Source organism: Paenarthrobacter sp. 10L412 (assembly GCF_056395565.1).
Genome location: NZ_JBFTJT010000003.1, coordinates 150,546 through 166,202 on the forward strand (window position 1 = coordinate 150,546; position 15,657 = coordinate 166,202).

The window sequence follows — 15,657 nt, forward strand, 5'->3', positions numbered from 1 at the left end:
CCGACCTACTTCTTACGAACCAGTAGCCCAGTGCCCACAGACGGGCCGCCGTCAGGACCTGTCAGCGACTCAAATCCCTCAATGGTGAGTTCATCGACGTCGGCCGCAGTATCCACCAAGACGGTGTCGCCATCGGTGATCGTTCCGGCAAGGATCTCCTTGGCCAGGCGGTCTCCGATTTCGCGCTGGACGAGACGTCGCAGAGGCCGCGCGCCGTACGCCGAGTCATAGCCGGACATGGCGAGCCAGGCGCGGGCTCCGTCGCTCACCTCGAGGGTCAAGCGGCGGTCCCGCAGACGCTTGGTGAGTTCGGCAACGTGAAGTTCCACGATCCGGGCCAGCTCCTCGACGGACAGGGGGTCGAACAGCACGATCTCGTCCAAACGGTTCAGGAACTCCGGCTTGAACGAGGCCTGTACCACGGCCATGACGGCATCACGCTTGGCTTTGGCATCGAGGGACGGGTCCACCAGGAACTGGCTTCCGGAGTTGGACGTCAGCACCAGGATCGTATTGCGGAAGTCCACCGTCCGCCCTTGACCATCTGTGAGACGGCCATCATCCAGAACCTGCAGGAGGATGTCAAACACCTCTGGGTGGGCCTTCTCTACCTCGTCGAGCAGCACAACGGAGTACGGGCGGCGACGCACGGCTTCCGTCAGCTGACCACCTTCCTCGTAGCCGACGTATCCCGGAGGGGCACCAACCAAGCGTGCGACAGAGTGTTTCTCTCCGTACTCGGACATGTCGATCCGGATCATGGCCCGTTCGTCGTCAAAGAGGAAGTCGGCCAAGGCCTTTGCGAGCTCGGTCTTGCCGACGCCGGTGGGGCCAAGGAACAGGAACGAGCCCGTGGGGCGGTTGGGGTCGCTGATGCCCGCCCGCGCGCGGCGGACGGCGTCCGAAACTGCCTGTACAGCCTTGGTTTGGCCGATCAGGCGCTTACCGAGTTCCTCTTCCATATGCAGCAGCTTTTGAGATTCACCCTGCAGCATGCGCCCAGCGGGAATGCCGGTCCACGCCGAGATAACCTCCGCAATGTCGTCTGCTGTCACATCCTCTGCGACCATGAGTTCGGGCTTTGCGTCGCCCCGGGCGGATTCCTCCTCGGCAGCCGCATTGAGCTCCCGTTCGAGGGCGGGCAGTTCGCCATAAAGTATCCGCGACGCCGACTCGAGGTCGCCTTCGCGCTGGTACTTTTCGGCGGCTGACCTCAGTTCGTCGATCTTGGCTTTGAGGTCACCAACCCGGTTGAGTCCGGCCTTCTCAGCTTCCCAACGGGCGTTGAGGGCCCTGAGTGCTTCCTTCTTGTCCGCCATGTCAGCGCGAAGGGCAGCCAACCGCTCAACGGATGCAGGATCAGTCTCGCCCTGCAGGGCCAGTTCTTCCATGGTGAGGCGATCGACGGAACGGCGGAGTTGATCGATCTCCTCCGGCGCTGAGTCAATCTCCATCCGAAGCCGTGATGCGGCCTCGTCCACGAGGTCGATCGCTTTGTCCGGGAGCTGACGGCCCGAGATGTACCGGTTGGACAGGGTTGCAGCTGCCACCAGGGCAGAGTCGGCGATGGCCACCTTGTGGTGGGCCTCGTACCGTTCCTTGAGGCCGCGCAGAATGCCGATGGTGTCCTCGACGCTCGGCTCGCCCACGTAAACCTGCTGGAAGCGGCGTTCCAAGGCAGGGTCCTTCTCGATGTTTTCGCGGTACTCGTCCAGGGTGGTGGCACCAATGAGCCGCAACTCGCCGCGGGCCAGCATCGGCTTGAGCATGTTGCCCGCATCCATCGCGCTGTCGCCCGTTGCGCCAGCTCCAACTACCGTGTGGATTTCATCGATGAATGTGACGATCTGGCCGTTGGAGTTCTTGATCTCCTCCAGAACCGCTTTGAGCCGCTCCTCGAATTCACCGCGGTATTTGGCGCCCGCAACCATGGAGGCCATGTCCAAGGCAATGAGGGTCTTGCCGCGGAGGCTCTCCGGGACGTCGCCGGCAACCATGCGTTGGGCGAGGCCCTCGACTACCGCGGTCTTACCTACGCCAGGCTCACCAATCAGTACCGGGTTGTTCTTGGTGCGCCGGCTCAGGACCTGAACCACGCGACGGATTTCGCTGTCACGCCCAATGACCGGGTCCAGCTTCCCTGAGCGGGCAATAGCAGTGAGGTCCGTGCCGAACTTCTCCAAGGCCTGGAACGTATTTTCGGGATCCGGCGAGTTGACCTTTCGATCGCCCCGGACACCCGGCAGCGCGGCAAGCAGTGCTTCGTGGGAGGCACCGGCGTCGCGCAATAACTTTCCAACCGTGTCACTGCCAGCCGAAAGCCCCAAGAGCAGGTGCTCAGTAGAGACAAAGGAATCGCCGAGTTTGTCGGCCTCATTCTGGGCAGCCTGGATGGCCTGCATGGACTGCCGGGAGAGCTGGGCTTGCTGGACCGAGCTGCCCGAAGAGGACGGCAGCGACTTGATGGCCGAACTGGCCTGAACGCTCACGGCATCAGGATCGGCACCCGTGGCGCGCAGGAGTGCAACAGCAACGCCCTCGCGCTGGTCCATGAGGGCCTTCAGCAGGTGTGCTGGCTCCAATTGCGGGTTGCCGGCAGTAGAGGCATTCATGGCGGCCGCAGAAAGGGCCTCCTGGCTTTTGGTGGTGAATTTGACGTCCAACGAAAGCTCCCTTTCTGGAGTAAGATCAATACTTTCAAAGTTGAGTCTACTACGCTCAACTTTGCTTTGTGGCCCATGTGTTCCATGTTTGCCCACGGCGAAACACCTGTCCAGACGAAACCATGGCTATGTGAATAACAGGGGTCTACGATCAGGCAGTGACCGGGCGGATTCACCGCCAAATGACATCGAAAGGACACGACATGACTAAGTACGTGGCGCTTTACACCGCTCCCCAGTCCGCCGAATCCGCAATGGAAGAAGCCTCCCCCGAGTCAGCAGCCGAAGGCATGAAAGTCTGGATGGACTGGGCCAACAAGGCCGGCGACGGGATCATCGATCTTGGCACGCCTCTGGGCGGAGGTAAGGAAGTGGCAAACTCAGGTGTCTCCGACACCAACACAGGCGTAGCGGGGTACACCATCCTCCAGGCCGAAAACATGGACGGCGCCCTTGCTCTCCTGGAGGGCCACCCGCACCTGATGATGCCCGGAGCCAGCATCCAGGTCTACGAGGCCCTGGACATTCCAGGCATGTAACTGCCCAACCAGTCGGGGCTGGCCTCACGCCGGATAGATCCAGACCAGCGCGGACTTCACGACGAACCGCACGTCCACGCCCGGTGCCAGGCCGAGATCGGCAGAGGCAGCAGGAGTGATATCTGCGGACAACGTGCCGCGCTCCCCCGCGCCCGGTCCGCCCGCCCTGACACGGATCTGGTCGCCGTGCGGCTCCAAGTCACTGACGGTGACAGGAAAGGAGTTGCGTGGGCTTCCGTGCACTTCGCCAAGAAAAACGGAAACGGCCGACGGCGGGAAGGCCGCCACGCCTGCCTGGCCGAGTGCAGGTGACCACTCCGGATCGTGGTGTCCGGCGAAAAGCCGGCCATCCGGCGTCGTGATTCCCTGCTCGGAGATGATTCCGCTGACGAGGTTCAGTCCTGCAAGCCCGGCCGCAAAGTGGCTCCGAGGGCGTTCGAGGACTTGGCGGGTTGGGCCTTCCTCGGAAATCCGCCCGTTCTCCACGACAATGACGCGATCGGCGAGCATGTAGGCGTCCAGGACGTCGTGCGTGACGATGATGGCGTTGCGTCCATCCAGGACCCGTTTGAGGACGCGGCGCAGCAGTGGTGCGGCATGGATATCCAGGGCCGACATCGGCTCATCGAGGAGCAATAACTCGGGCTCCGTGGCGAGCGCCCTCGCAACTGCCACACGCTGTGCCTGGCCACCGGATAGCTCTGCTGGTTTGCGGGATTCCAGATGAAGGGCGTCCACCTCAGTCAGCCAAAGCCGGGCGATTTCGCCGGCCGCGGCTTTGGATCTGCCCTTGCTGCGGGGCCCGAAGGCGACGTTGTCCAGCACGTTCAGGTGCGGAAACAGCAGTGCCTCCTGAGCGAGCAGCGCAGTGCCGCGCAGGTGCGGGGCGTTCCACTGGTGATTGCCGCCGTCGAGGTCAAAAAGCTGCCGGCCGCCAATCTGTGCACTCCCGGAATCTGGCCGCAGCAGGCCCGAAATCACCCCAAGAAGAGTTGATTTTCCGGCGCCGTTGGGACCGAGAATGGCTAGCGTTTCGCCATCGGAGAGTTTAAGCGACATGTCGAAGTTGCGGGACGGAAGGCTCGCTTCCAGTTCAAACGTCATGGCTGGACGTCCGCATGGGCGCTTGCACCAGTGTTGCTGGGGCGTCGACCGTAACTCAGGCCCACTACTGCCGCGGCGACCGCCACCAAAACCAGAGACAGTGCGACGGCGGCGTCAGCGTCAGTTTCGCGCTGAAGATAAATCTCCAGGGGCAGTGTGCGCGTGACGCCCTGCAAGCTGCCGGCGAAAGTCAAGGTAGCGCCAAACTCCCCGAGGCTGCGCGCGAAGGACAAAACGGCGCCCGACGCGAGCCCCGGCAGGACCAAGGGCAGTGTGACGCGGCGCAGGACGGTGGTTGGCCGCGCGCCCAGGGTCGCCGCCACGGCCTCATACTTGCTTCCCGCAGTCCGCAGGGCGCCTTCGAGGCTGACAACCAAGAACGGCAAGGCCACGAATGTTTGTGCAAGCACCACGGCGGTAGTGGAGAACGCGATCTGAATTCCGGCCATTTCGAGCGACTTCCCCAGCAAACCTTGCCGCCCGAAGGTGTAGAGCAGGGCGATACCTCCGACGACGGGCGGCAGCACGAGGGGCAACAGCACCAAGGAGCGCAGCAGCCTCTGCCCGGGAAACTCCCCGCGGGCCAGGACAAGGGCCAACGGCACACCAAGCACGATGCACAACAGGGTGCTTGCTGCTGACGTCCTCAGGCTCAGGCCCAACGCATCGAGCGACGATTCCGACGTGATGAGCGGAAGGAACTGGGACCAGTTCACGCGCACCAGCATCGCGAGCAGGGGAAGAATCACCAGCAGTCCGCCCACAACGGCGATTCCATAGATCCACCGTGGGATGCCGTGGTATCCAGTTCGATTCATTGCGTTCCTACGACGGGCCGAAGCCAGCGTCGCCCAGGACCTTCTGCCCCGCGCTGCCGGTGACCATGGCAATGAAGGCCCGGGCGAGGTCCTTGTTTTTGCTGGTGCCCACAGTGGCGATCGGATACGTATTGACGGCCTTGCCGGACTCCGGAAACGGTATGCCCTTCACCTTGCTCCCAGCACCCTTGATGTCCGTCACGTAAACCAGCCCGGCGTCGGCTTCCTGCGAGACGACCTTGCCCAGCACATCACTGACTGATGACTCTTCGCTGACCGGGCTCAAGGTGGTCCCGGAGGCCTTCTCTATCGTCTCCGCGGCCGCACCACAAGGAACCTGTTTGGCACAGACCACAACTTTGACGCCGGGCTTGGACAGGTCCGCGAAGGAAGAGATCGACGCCGGGTTGCTGGGCGGGACAGCGATCTCCAGTAAGTTCGTGGCAAAGTTTGTCGCGGTGCCGTCCACGAGTTTTGCGTCCGAGACCTTGGCCATGTTCTTGGTATCGGCTGAGGCAAACACATCAGCTGGTGCACCCTGGGTGATTTGCGTTGCCAAGTCTGAGGAACCGGCGAAGCTAAGGTTCACTTTGGTGCCGGGGTTTTTGGACTCGAAGTCCTGGGCAAGTTGAGTGAACGGTGCTTTGAGGGACGCTGCCGCGAAGACGGTGATGCTGCCGTTCAGCTGATTCCCGGTTGCCGCTGGGCCTGTGGCGTTTGAAGCACAGCTCGCCGTACCGGCCGCCACGGCCAAAGCGACTAGGAGCGCCATGGCTTTCGTGCGAGTGTTCCTCATACGACGCTCTTTCCCTGAGGCGTTTCGATGATGACAGTTGTTGCCTTCACCACCGCTGTAGCCACTGACCCAAGTTCCAGACCAAGCTCGCGCACGGCTTCACTGCTCATCAACGACACCACACGGAACGGCCCACATTGAAGCTCCACCTGTGCCATGACCTTGTCCGCGGTAATGCCCGTGACCAGGCCGACGAAGCGGTTCCGGGCCGAGCTTCCTGTACGGGCGGGATCGTCCGGAAGGTGGGACTGATCGCGGGCAACCTTGGCGAGCTCCAAGCCATCCACAGCGAGTCGGCCCGCGGCGTCCTTCCGGGCGGTAAGTGTTCCGTTCTCGGTCCACCGCCTCACAGTGTCGTCGCTGACACCAAGGAACCGGGCTGCTTCGGAGATCCGTATTTGCGGCATGAAAATATTCTAAGTCCGTATTTGCGGATTCTATTGTGTGATAGCTCCGCAAAACGGAATGTTACTGTCTAGTTCCAAGCGAGAGCGCCGCTGGTGCGCTGGGCGGCAAACGGTGCGGGCCGCCGTCGTACTCTATCCGGCGTGCAGTCATAGCCGTAACCTGTTGCCAAGGAACTCCTACGCTCCTTCCCAGTTGCTGTGACCACACGGGCAGTGAAGCCTGTGCTTCCGGGGCGGACGCTCGGCGGTAGCCGCTCCGACGACCGGTAACTGGGAAGGATCGTTTGGCTTACACTTTGCCAATGGCCGTATATGTCGATCCGCCCCTGTGGCCCGCCCACGGCACCGTGTTTTCACATCTGGTATCAGACAAGTCCTTGGACGAGCTTCACGCTTTCGCCGAGGCGGCCGGAGTCCCCGAAAGGGCGTTCGACGGCGACCACTACGACGTTCCTGAACGCCGCTACAACGACCTCGTAGCGGCTGGAGCCATTCCCGTGGAGGCAAGGGTCCTGGTCCGGAAACTCATCGCGAGCGGCCTTCGCATTCCAGCACGCGATCGCAGCAAAGCCCTCACCGTTCCGCTGATGGAGCGATGGAACAGCACCTACCCCGGGCACGAGGAACTCGGCTTGGAACTACTGGAACGGTGGGGCGAGGACGGCCGTAAGTACCACAGTCGGACCCATTTGCTGGCCGTTCTCGAAGCCCTGGACGTTTTGACGGAACCCGCCCTCCCTGCCCGCACAGTCACGCTGGCGGCCTGGTTCCACGACGCCGTCTATGAAGGTGTCGCGGGGCAGGACGAGGAAGAATCCGCGCGGCTTGCCGAGGACCGACTGACTGCTGCGCGTCTGGCCCCGGAAGACGTCGCCGAGGTGGCCCGATTGGTACGGCTCACCGCCGAACACAATCCCAAACCCGGCGACCATGCCGGAGCCCTCCTCTGCGATGCCGATCTCTCCGTACTCGGAGGCGACGAACAGTCCTACGCGCGCTACCTGGCCGCCGTCCGGGAAGACTATGCCCACATCAGTGACGTCGACTTCGCCAAGGGGCGTGCCGCCGTCGTGCGTCATCTGCTGTCACTGGACCCTCTCTTCCATGGTGAGCGGGCCAAGGCGCTCTGGCTTGACGCAGCCCGCCGCAACCTGACCGCCGAACTCGGATGAGCGAACCGGGAGCGCCCCAGCGTCAGTTGCCGTACTCGGTCCGGTTCGAATGGGGGCTCGACGGCGCCCGCGCCATAGTGCCTCGGGCGGACCTTGCTGTTGTGGTTGACGTCCTTTCGTTCACGACGTGCGTGAGCGTCGCCGTGGATCGTGGGACGGCCGTTTTTCCCTACCCGATGCGCGATGCTGCGGCGAGTGAGTTCGCCGCTCATCATCAGGCTGCGCTGGCCGGACCGCGTGGCGGTGAAGGGCTGAGTTTGTCGCCGGCAAGCCTTCGTCATGCGCCGCATCTTGAGCGTGTGGTCCTGCCGTCACCCAACGGCTCGACGCTGAGTCATGAGCTCGCCAACTCCGCACGACAAGTAGTGGCTGTGTGCTTACGCAACGCCGCGGCGACCGCCGACTGGGTCCATGCGACATTGCCTCCTGATGCGGTGATTGCTGTGATCGCAGCAGGTGAGAAGTGGACCAATGGCACGCTGCGGCCAGCATTGGAGGACGAGCTCGGAGCGGGAGCATTCATCGCCGGATTAGCAGGGTCGGGGCGCCGTAATTTCTCACCTGAAGCCGGATCTGCGGCCGCGGCCTTCGACGCCGCCGAGCCCAAGCTGGCCTCGGTGCTGCGCGGCTGCTCCAGCGGGCGGGAACTAATAGATGGGGGCTTCACTGAAGACGTGGCAATTGCCGCCGAGTTGGATGGCAGCTCGGTGGTTGCTTTGCTGACGGATGGGGCTTTTCAGGGCGTCCACCCCACCGATTAGACCGGCGAGCTAGCGATAGGTGCTGACGAACGGCTGGTTGGTCGGCACAATCTGCTTGCCGAGAGGCATCAGCGATACCGGGATCAGCTTCAGGTTCGCGATAGCCAGTGGGATACCGATGATGGTGATGGCCATTGCGAAAGCCGTAACCACGTGGCCGATCGCAATCCAGATACCAGCAACCAACAGCCAAATCACGTTGCCGAGAAGTGCGAAGACACCCGTCCCGCCGGGCTTCTCCACCACCATCCGGCCAAACGGCCACAAACAATAAGCGCCGATCCGGAACGAAGCGACGCCCCAAGGAATGGTCACAATGAGCACGCAGCAGATAATGCCTGCTGCGAAATAGCCCAATGCCAACCAGAAACCACCAAAGACCAGCCAAATGATGTTGAGCAGCGTTTTCATAGTCTCAATTCTCCCTTGCCGGACAGACATTAAGCCTCAGGGTCTGCCCTGAATCGGCCCTGAGTTTGACGACGGTGTTGGAGGAGCTCAGTCCAGCAGCGCGTCCAGCTTGTCGAACGAGGTGCCCCAGCCATCCCGTGTCATTTCCACCCATTCTTCCGATGCGAAGGGGCCCTGGGTGAGATGCATCCGGGTGCGTCCGTTGAGGTCTTCGAATTCGAGGTGCATTTCCTCGTACTCATGATCCGCATCCGGAGCAGCCTTTGCCCTTGCTACGAGGAGCGCGGGTGCATCCAGCTCCGTGATGACAGCTTCGATGGGTGCTTCCTGCTCCCCGTCGTCGTCCGTCCACGCCATGACCACCTGCCAGATTCCGCCCACGCGCGGCTCCACGATGATCTTGTCGCGGGGCGCATCCACTTCCACGGGCCCGAACCACTTGGTGAGCTGATCGGGGTCCATCCAGGCGTCGAAGATCCGCTCACGCGGGGCGTCGAACTCGCGGATCATGGTCAGGGTGTGCTGTTCCGTGCTCATTGCTTGGGCTCCTGATTTCGTGTGGTCCGTTAGCTTGGTTCCGTTTTTGGTTCCGTTTTTGGTTCCGTTTTTGGTTCCGTGCGTAAGTCCAGTGGCGTGTTCCAGTGAATCGTGTCGTCGTGAGCGAGTCTAGGGTGTGCCACTCCTAAGTCGGATGCTCTCTCACATCATCGCCCGAATTGCCCGATGTTCTGTCACATCATGAACCGATCGGGAGTGCCCGCCGGCAGGACGTGAGACAGGAACGCGCCAAACACGGCAGGACGTGAGAGAACGTCGGGCCAAAAACGGCAGGACGTGAGACAGGAACGCCCAAAAAACGGCAGGACGTGAGAGAAGAACGCCCAAAAAGCCGCAGGACCTGAGAGAAGAACGCCCAAAAAAGCGGCAGGATGTGAGAGAACGTCAGGCCTTTGCGGCTTCCACGAAGGCACGGATCTTCGCCAGGTCCTTCACTCCCCGGGACGATTCCACACCTGAGGAAACGTCCACGCCCCAGGCACCCGCCGCAGCGGCGGCAAAGGCGACGTTGCCGGGTTCGAGACCGCCCGCGAGCAACCACTCCCGGTCGCCCAGTCCCTTGGCCAGCACGGACGCGTAGTCCCAAGACTCCCCCGAGCCTGGCACGGCTGCATCGATCAAGAGCAGATCCTCGCCAAGATCGCTGAACTCGTCCGGGGTGGCACCCATGGTGACGGCCCGAATGAGCCGCATTCCGGCGTCGTGCACTGTTTTGACGTCCTCGGCAGTCCGGGTACCGTGCAGTTGAACCCACGTGAGTCCGGCGGCGCGGGCAACAGAAACGGCGTCGGAGGCGGGCTCGTGCCGGAACACGGCCACGGCACCAACACCTGCGGGCACCAGCGGCAGTAGCACATGTACCTGGTCAGGACTGACCTCACGTGGGCTGGACGTCAGCACGAAGCCGACGGCGTCCGCCCCGGCGTCCACGGCGGACCGCACGGATTCGGGCGTGCTCAAGCCGCACACTTTGACGAACATTCCTGTGCCTCCAGCCATATTCCCAACGTTTTCCACATATGACGTTAGCAAGCCGCAATGCCAACGCAGAAGCTGTGTCCACCACTAGGCTGGTCGGATGGAGATTATCCGCTTTGCCGACATCCACCCCGAACCGTGGCGCAACGGAGGCGGGGTGACGCGCGAACTCGCCAGCCACCCGAAGGTCGCCTCGGCCCAGGACGGTGCATGGGATTGGCGCGTCAGCATCGCCGATGTCTCCAAGGCTGGGGACTTCTCCAACTTTCCGGGAATGGAACGGGTCATCACCATCATTGACGGTGAATTGCTGCTGCTGACCGTCGATGGCGAGGAGCACCCGCTGGAGAAGTATCGTCCGTTCCGTTTCTCCGGCGAGGCAGCATCGTCCGCCACACTTCCCACCGGGGACATCCGCGATCTCAATGTCATCGCTCGCGCCAGCGCGTTCAAGGGGTACACGTCCATCGTCGAGATCTCCAAGAAACGCGCGCACCCCGTCTTCGAGGGCCAGCTGGCCGTCCTCCTGGAAGGCAAGGCGACGGTCACGCCTGGCACCTCTGTGGAGGGCGCAGATCCGGAGGAAGAGTCCGACGGCGCCAGCCCGGCTGCCAGCTTGGCCGAACCGGTTGAGTTGAACCGGTACGACGCCATAGTGGGCTCGGATACGCGGAGCCCCGAGATCTCGGGCCGAGGTTTTGTTGCCGTGATCTCCATCGACAAAGTGGACCCCGCAAACGCCTGAGCTGGTGACTTTGGCCACCAGAAGTGGCCACCCTCTGCAGGAGTTGCTAGCCTGAAATCAAGGTTCCGCTCTGGAACCTCCGGACGACGGTTCAGTACCCGGCACGCGACAAGACTGGCCAAAGGATCTGTCATGTCGTGGTTAATTCTCATTCTCTCCGGCGCGCTCGAGGCCGTTTGGGCTGCAGCCCTGCACCGCTCAAAGGGCTTCCGCAAGCCCGTCCCCACAGTCGTCTTCCTGGTGAGCGTCATCGCCAGCACCGGCGGCCTCGCGATCGCCATGCAATCCATTCCTACTGGTACGGCGTACGCGGTGTGGGTTGGTGTCGGCGTCGTCCTGACGTCGGCATACGCCATGGTCACCAAGGTGGAACGCGCGACGACGGCCCGGCTGCTCCTGCTCGCAGGAATCGGCGCGTGCGTGGTTGGCCTGAAGGTGGTGGCGTAGCCGTGGCTGCAACAACCACCAATACCCAGAAGTCTGCGAAGAACGGCGTCTTCTGGCTGGTTCTCCTCGCCTCCGCCGTCCTCGAAGCCGTGTGGGCCACCGCGCTGGGTCTCTCCAACGGTTTCAGCCAACTGTTACCCACAGTGGTTTTCGCGGTGACGGCAGCATTGAGCATGCTCGGACTCGGGATCGCCGTAAAGCGGATCCCCTTGGGCACCGCCTACGCAGTATGGGTTGGAATCGGAGCGGCACTGACTGTTGGGTGGGCGATGGTTACAGGGGTAGAGCCTGCCAGCCCGCTGAAGCTTCTCTTCATCGCCGGAATCGTTGGTTGTGCTGCCGGTTTGAAGGCGTTGTCTGCTGAGAAACCCGCGGCCAAGGCCGAGTAGCCACGCTCCTTCCCAGTTGCCTCCACTCGCACCTGCCCCAGTCCCGGCAAATCCCCGGATACCCGGGGGCTGCGCAGCTTTGGAATTCGTCAGGGCCCGAGCAACTGGGAAGGACCGCAGCCTCGCGCAGGAATACCCATCGCGTCCATGGAGTTCACGCCAACAAAGGGCACTTCGAATACCAACACTCATGGGAGAAGTTCATGACTACAGTTCAACTCGGCGATGGCCTTTCTGTTAGCCCCCTCGGCTTTGGCGGCATGGCCCTGACGCCGGTGTATGGGGGAATCGACCCCGAGGAAGCCCTGCAGACACTTAGGCATGCGGTGGATGCGGGAATCACCTTCATCGACACCGCGGATGTTTACGGCTCCGGAAGCAACGAGGAGTTGGTGGGCAAGCTCCTGAAAGACCGGCGCGACGAGGTCCAGTTGGCAACAAAATTCGGGATAGAGGGCAACGCCGCGAACGGGTACACGGGAGTTCGCGGCGATGCGCTCTACGTCAGGCAGGCGGCAGAAGCTAGCCTCCGCCGCCTGGACACTGACGTGATTGACCTCTACTACCTGCACCGCCGGGACCTCCGCGTTCCGATAGTGGAAACCGTGGAGGCCATGGCGGAGCTGGTCCGTGAGGGCAAGGTTCGGCACCTTGGACTGTCTGAGGTGACAGCCGAGGAGCTCCGGCAGGCCAACGCCGTCCATCCCATTGCCGCGGTCCAGAGTGAATGGTCAATCTGGAGCAGGGATGTTGAGCAAAACGTTGTTCCCGCAGCGAAGGAACTCGGTGTTGGCTTTGTGCCTTATTCGCCGCTCGGCCGCGGGTTCCTCACGGGAACCATTAGCGCGAGCGACTTGGGCGAAAACGACTTCCGCCACAAGATTCCCCGCTTTGGTGGCGAGGCCCTCGATGCAAACCAGGCCGTAGTGGCCGCGGTTCGGGAGGTAGCCGATGACCTGGGTGCAACTCCAGCCCAGGTAGCACTGGCTTGGCTGTTCGCCCAAGGCAAGCGCCTTGGACTGCCGGTGGTCCCCATCCCCGGCACGCGCAAAACGCACCGCATCGATGAGAACCTTGGCGCTCTGTCCCTGCAACTGGGAACAGCGCAACTTGAGGTGCTCGACCAAGCCGCGGACGCCGTCGTGGGTTCACGTTCTGCCGACCCCAACTGGGTGTCGCAAGGCCGCGAAGCCAACACGACCACTGCATAGACTGAGCCGATGGATTCGCTTATTCACTCATCGCGGGATGTCACCATCCGGAGCATCTCGGTCAGCGAGATGAACAACAATGTGTATCTGCTCACCTCGAAGTCGACAGGCGTGCAGCTGTTGATCGACGCCGCCGACGACCTTCCAGCCATTCAGCAACTCCTGAAGGACAGCGAAACGGATACTTCCGAGGTGCCGAAGCTCGTCCGAATCGCCACCACGCACCAGCATTGGGACCACATCCGTGCCTTGGGTGAGCTGGTCTCAGCTACGGGCGCCAGCACTTCTGCAGGAGCGGACGACGCCGATGCGCTGCCCGTTCCGGTAGATGTCCGGCTTGGTCACGGCGACGTCGAGCGGTTCGGCGACTTCGAGATCACGGCAATCCACCTGCGTGGACACACCCCTGGCTCGATCGCTTTCGTTTACCAGGATCCGGATGGGCCTGCCCACATTTTCAGTGGGGACTCGTTGTTTCCCGGAGGCGTCGGCAACACACAGGGCGATCCTTCACGTTTCACTTCACTGTTGAACGACGTGAAAGAGCGGCTGTTCGACGCCTACCCGGACGAGACCGTGGTGCACCCGGGCCATGGATTGCCCACGACCCTCGGAGCCGAGCGGCCACACCTTGAGGAGTGGCGCGCCCGCGGCTGGTGAGGCATGCGTTGCGGGGCCCTGCTCTGCGCTCTATTCCTTGGGGACAGTGCGCAGAGCGGGCCTTCCAACCCGGGCCCACGCCGGCAGGGTTCCCTGGCCGAGCTTGCGAGGCGAGGGTGCCGGTGGGGTATTAGCGGCCGCGACGCTCGTTCGATGCGGGAGCCGATGCACGGCGCGGGCCGCTGCGTGCCGGACGACCGGCGCCGGAGCCCCCGCGACCGGAGTTGCCGGAAGCACTGGAGCCCGAACCGTAGGATCCGCCGGATGCAGCGCCCGTTGCGGAAGACCAAACAGCCTTGTTTCCGCCAGTGCGGGTGCTCGTGGTGGACGCGGTGCGCGGAGCCGAAGCAGAGCGCTGGCCACCGGTAGCGGCACGCTGGCCCGAAGCCGGACGGCCACTGCGGGCGCCCTGGCCCTGCGAGCCGGGAACGTCGTTGCGGTGCGTGGCACCAGCCTTGCCGCGGCCGCGTGAGCTGCGGGCGACGTCGTCGTTCATTGCTGCGCGACGGTCAGCGCGGTTGATGTCGGTGCGAACCGGCTCAGCTGCCACCTTGCCGCGTCCGCCGCGACCGCCACGGCCACCCGTGGTGGGTGCAGCCTGGCCGCCGGTACGGCGTGCGCGCTTTCGCTGGGCGTTGGCGCCAGTTGACGTGCCGCCACCCTGCGGGGCTTTCGCCGCGAGGAGGGCCGCACGGGTGCGGGGATCAACCTTGTCTGCGATGTCGCCCACGAGCTCGGCGACCAGCGGCGAGTTGGCAGTGACGCGCTCGAACGATACGTCGACGCCGGCAGCCTTCATGAGCTTCTTGACGTCGCTCTGCTGCTCCGGGAGCGTCAGGGTGACAACAGTGCCATCGGAACCGGCGCGGGCCGTGCGGCCTGAGCGGTGCAGGTACGCCTTGTGCTCTGTGGGCGGGTCAACGTGGATGACGAGTTCGACGTCGTCAACGTGCACGCCGCGGGCTGCGACGTCGGTGGCTACCAGGACGCGTACGTCACCGTTGGAGAACTCGGCCAAGTTGCGGTCGCGGGCGTTCTGCGACAGGTTGCCGTGAAGGTCGACGGCGGGGATGCCGGCGTCCGTCAGGGTCTTGGCAAGCTTGCGGGCGTGGTGCTTGGTCCGCATGAAGAGGACGCGGCGGCCGGCGCCGGAGGCCAGTTCGACGATGAGCTGCTTCTTCACGGTCTGATCGTTGACTACCAGGACGTGGTGTTCCATGGTGGTGACGGCAGCCTGCGGGTCATCCACGGAGTGCGTGAGCGGGTTGGACAGGTAACGGTTGACCAGCTTGTCAACACCGTTGTCCAACGTCGCCGAGAAGAGCAGGCGCTGACCCTGGGTGGGGGTCATGTCCATGAGCTTCTTGACCACCGGGAGGAAGCCGAGGTCAGCCATGTGGTCTGCCTCGTCCAGCACGGTGACCTCAACGGCTTCGAGGGTCAGGATGCGCTGGCGGATCAGGTCTTCGAGGCGGCCCGGGCAGGCGATGACGATGTCGACGCCGGCGCGCAGCGCCTTTTCCTGGCGTGCCTGGGAGATGCCGCCGTAGATCACCGTGGTGTTCAGGCCCATGGCCTTGGCCAATGGCTCGATTGTGGCGTTGATCTGGGTTGCGAGTTCACGCGTCGGAGCAAGGACGAGGCCCATGGGGCGGCCCGGCTTGCGGAAGTGCTTGGCTTCACGCTCGGCCAAGCGGGCCACAAGCGGGATGGCGAAAGCGATGGTCTTGCCGGAGCCGGTGCGGCCCCGACCCAGGACGTCGCGGCCTGCGAGCGTATCCGGGAGGGTCTTCACCTGGATGGGGAATGCCTCTTCGATGCCGTCTGCGGCGAGGGAATCAGCAATAGCCTTGGGCGTGCCAAGGGCAGCAAAAGTAGTCATGTACTTATGTCTTTCGGGCGGTGTCCAGTTGCGGACATCGGCCCCCGACGCCGGTTGGGCCAGGGGTTCGCCGAGGAAAAGTCAGGTGGTCTACCGGTTCGCTGCTGGAGCGTTGG

At 63.1% G+C, this 15,657-nt stretch carries 17 protein-coding genes and 1 riboswitch; of the genes, 8 read left to right on the forward strand and 9 right to left on the reverse strand.

What is annotated here, in order from left to right; genetic code table 11:
* Positions 1–5: 5 nt before the first annotated feature.
* Positions 6–2,663 carry an ATP-dependent chaperone ClpB gene (gene clpB, locus AC1DD7_RS04010; protein ID WP_442016078.1) on the reverse strand — a complete coding sequence of 886 codons (2,658 nt, stop codon included), beginning with the start codon at positions 2,661–2,663 and terminating at the stop codon, positions 6–8.
* Between the two features lie 203 nt (positions 2,664–2,866).
* Between clpB and AC1DD7_RS04015 the strand changes: the two genes are divergently transcribed.
* On the forward strand, positions 2,867–3,202 hold the full coding sequence (locus tag AC1DD7_RS04015) for a YciI family protein (protein WP_442003282.1): 336 nt from the start codon (positions 2,867–2,869) through the stop codon (positions 3,200–3,202).
* Between the two features lie 24 nt (positions 3,203–3,226).
* On the opposite strand, the gene AC1DD7_RS04020 is transcribed toward AC1DD7_RS04015, so the two are convergent.
* Genes AC1DD7_RS04020 through AC1DD7_RS04035 form a run of 4 tightly spaced genes read right to left on the reverse strand, consistent with a single transcriptional unit; the run spans position 3,227 to position 6,327 of the window.
* On the reverse strand, positions 3,227–4,306 hold the full coding sequence (locus AC1DD7_RS04020) for a sulfate/molybdate ABC transporter ATP-binding protein (RefSeq protein WP_477513901.1): 1,080 nt from the start codon (positions 4,304–4,306) through the stop codon (positions 3,227–3,229).
* Positions 4,303–5,124 (reverse strand): ABC transporter permease, encoded by an 822-nt coding sequence (locus AC1DD7_RS04025; protein ID WP_477513902.1) that lies wholly within the window; start codon positions 5,122–5,124, stop codon positions 4,303–4,305. Before AC1DD7_RS04025 ends, AC1DD7_RS04020 begins: the two co-directional genes overlap by 4 nt.
* A 7-nt stretch (positions 5,125–5,131) precedes the next feature.
* The gene (gene modA, locus AC1DD7_RS04030) at positions 5,132–5,920 is read right to left on the reverse strand and encodes a molybdate ABC transporter substrate-binding protein (RefSeq protein WP_477513903.1); all 789 of its coding nucleotides are present in this window, start codon (positions 5,918–5,920) and stop codon (positions 5,132–5,134) included.
* Positions 5,917–6,327, reverse strand: coding sequence for a TOBE domain-containing protein (locus AC1DD7_RS04035; RefSeq protein WP_416417530.1), 411 nt, complete (start codon positions 6,325–6,327; stop codon positions 5,917–5,919). Before AC1DD7_RS04035 ends, modA begins: the two co-directional genes overlap by 4 nt.
* 302 nt (positions 6,328–6,629) lie before the next feature.
* Here AC1DD7_RS04035 and AC1DD7_RS04040 point away from each other — a divergent pair, with 302 nt between their 5' ends.
* On the forward strand, positions 6,630–7,499 hold the full coding sequence (locus AC1DD7_RS04040) for a DUF4031 domain-containing protein (RefSeq protein WP_477513904.1): 870 nt from the start codon (positions 6,630–6,632) through the stop codon (positions 7,497–7,499).
* Complete coding sequence (locus AC1DD7_RS04045; protein ID WP_477513905.1) at positions 7,496–8,260, forward strand: 2-phosphosulfolactate phosphatase; 765 nt, start codon at positions 7,496–7,498, stop codon at positions 8,258–8,260. The genes AC1DD7_RS04040 and AC1DD7_RS04045 overlap by 4 nt, the downstream gene beginning before the upstream one ends.
* 9 nt (positions 8,261–8,269) lie before the next feature.
* Here the strand turns inward: AC1DD7_RS04045 and AC1DD7_RS04050 are convergent, their stop codons facing one another.
* From AC1DD7_RS04050 to AC1DD7_RS04060, 3 genes are all read right to left on the reverse strand, one after another.
* Positions 8,270–8,671, reverse strand: a complete 402-nt coding sequence (locus tag AC1DD7_RS04050; protein WP_477513906.1) for a YccF domain-containing protein — start codon at positions 8,669–8,671, stop codon at positions 8,270–8,272.
* Positions 8,672–8,758: 87 nt separating this feature from the next.
* A complete protein-coding gene (locus AC1DD7_RS04055) occupies positions 8,759–9,208 on the reverse strand; it encodes an SRPBCC family protein (RefSeq protein WP_477513907.1) in 450 nt (149 codons plus the stop codon).
* Positions 9,209–9,613: 405 nt separating this feature from the next.
* A complete protein-coding gene (locus tag AC1DD7_RS04060) occupies positions 9,614–10,210 on the reverse strand; it encodes a phosphoribosylanthranilate isomerase (protein WP_477514078.1) in 597 nt (198 codons plus the stop codon).
* Positions 10,211–10,307: 97 nt separating this feature from the next.
* On the opposite strand from AC1DD7_RS04060, the gene AC1DD7_RS04065 reads away from it, so the two are divergent.
* The 5 genes from AC1DD7_RS04065 to AC1DD7_RS04085 all read left to right on the forward strand — a co-directional run bounded on the left by AC1DD7_RS04065 (position 10,308) and on the right by AC1DD7_RS04085 (position 13,659).
* Complete coding sequence (locus AC1DD7_RS04065; RefSeq protein WP_477513908.1) at positions 10,308–10,952, forward strand: HutD/Ves family protein; 645 nt, start codon at positions 10,308–10,310, stop codon at positions 10,950–10,952.
* Between the two features lie 57 nt (positions 10,953–11,009).
* Positions 11,010–11,075, forward strand: a riboswitch (guanidine-III (ykkC-III) riboswitch).
* 9 nt (positions 11,076–11,084) lie between these two features.
* Positions 11,085–11,399 carry a DMT family transporter gene (locus AC1DD7_RS04070; RefSeq protein ID WP_477513909.1) on the forward strand — a complete coding sequence of 105 codons (315 nt, stop codon included), beginning with the start codon at positions 11,085–11,087 and terminating at the stop codon, positions 11,397–11,399.
* A 2-nt stretch (positions 11,400–11,401) separates the two neighbouring features.
* Positions 11,402–11,788 carry a DMT family transporter gene (locus tag AC1DD7_RS04075; protein ID WP_477513910.1) on the forward strand — a complete coding sequence of 129 codons (387 nt, stop codon included), beginning with the start codon at positions 11,402–11,404 and terminating at the stop codon, positions 11,786–11,788.
* Positions 11,789–11,991: 203 nt separating this feature from the next.
* Complete coding sequence (locus AC1DD7_RS04080) at positions 11,992–12,999, forward strand: aldo/keto reductase (protein ID WP_477513911.1); 1,008 nt, start codon at positions 11,992–11,994, stop codon at positions 12,997–12,999.
* A 9-nt stretch (positions 13,000–13,008) separates the two neighbouring features.
* The gene (locus AC1DD7_RS04085) at positions 13,009–13,659 is read left to right on the forward strand and encodes an MBL fold metallo-hydrolase (RefSeq protein ID WP_477513912.1); all 651 of its coding nucleotides are present in this window, start codon (positions 13,009–13,011) and stop codon (positions 13,657–13,659) included.
* A gap of 130 nt (positions 13,660–13,789) precedes the next feature.
* Here the strand turns inward: AC1DD7_RS04085 and AC1DD7_RS04090 are convergent, their stop codons facing one another.
* Entirely contained in the window at positions 13,790–15,541 is a 1,752-nt protein-coding gene (locus AC1DD7_RS04090; protein ID WP_477513913.1) for a DEAD/DEAH box helicase, read from the reverse strand.
* Between the last annotated feature and the right edge of the window lie 116 nt (positions 15,542–15,657).

Excerpts from the sequence above, each read along its gene's own strand:
- AC1DD7_RS04020 (WP_477513901.1), bottom strand. The coding sequence starts at position 4,306 with ATGACGTTTGAACTGGAAGCGAGCCTTCCGTCCCGCAACTTCGACATG.
- AC1DD7_RS04035 (WP_416417530.1), bottom strand. The coding sequence starts at position 6,327 with ATGCCGCAAATACGGATCTCCGAAGCAGCCCGGTTCCTTGGTGTCAGC.
- AC1DD7_RS04040 (WP_477513904.1), top strand. The coding sequence starts at position 6,630 with ATGGCCGTATATGTCGATCCGCCCCTGTGGCCCGCCCACGGCACCGTG.
- AC1DD7_RS04085 (WP_477513912.1), top strand. The coding sequence starts at position 13,009 with ATGGATTCGCTTATTCACTCATCGCGGGATGTCACCATCCGGAGCATC.
- AC1DD7_RS04060 (WP_477514078.1), bottom strand. The coding sequence starts at position 10,210 with ATGTTCGTCAAAGTGTGCGGCTTGAGCACGCCCGAATCCGTGCGGTCC.
- AC1DD7_RS04080 (WP_477513911.1), top strand. The coding sequence starts at position 11,992 with ATGACTACAGTTCAACTCGGCGATGGCCTTTCTGTTAGCCCCCTCGGC.
- AC1DD7_RS04070 (WP_477513909.1), top strand. The coding sequence starts at position 11,085 with ATGTCGTGGTTAATTCTCATTCTCTCCGGCGCGCTCGAGGCCGTTTGG.
- AC1DD7_RS04065 (WP_477513908.1), top strand. The coding sequence starts at position 10,308 with ATGGAGATTATCCGCTTTGCCGACATCCACCCCGAACCGTGGCGCAAC.
- AC1DD7_RS04050 (WP_477513906.1), bottom strand. The coding sequence starts at position 8,671 with ATGAAAACGCTGCTCAACATCATTTGGCTGGTCTTTGGTGGTTTCTGG.
- AC1DD7_RS04015 (WP_442003282.1), top strand. The coding sequence starts at position 2,867 with ATGACTAAGTACGTGGCGCTTTACACCGCTCCCCAGTCCGCCGAATCC.
- AC1DD7_RS04025 (WP_477513902.1), bottom strand. The coding sequence starts at position 5,124 with ATGAATCGAACTGGATACCACGGCATCCCACGGTGGATCTATGGAATC.
- modA (WP_477513903.1), bottom strand. The coding sequence starts at position 5,920 with ATGAGGAACACTCGCACGAAAGCCATGGCGCTCCTAGTCGCTTTGGCC.
- AC1DD7_RS04055 (WP_477513907.1), bottom strand. The coding sequence starts at position 9,208 with ATGAGCACGGAACAGCACACCCTGACCATGATCCGCGAGTTCGACGCC.
- AC1DD7_RS04045 (WP_477513905.1), top strand. The coding sequence starts at position 7,496 with ATGAGCGAACCGGGAGCGCCCCAGCGTCAGTTGCCGTACTCGGTCCGG.
- AC1DD7_RS04090 (WP_477513913.1), bottom strand. The coding sequence starts at position 15,541 with ATGACTACTTTTGCTGCCCTTGGCACGCCCAAGGCTATTGCTGATTCC.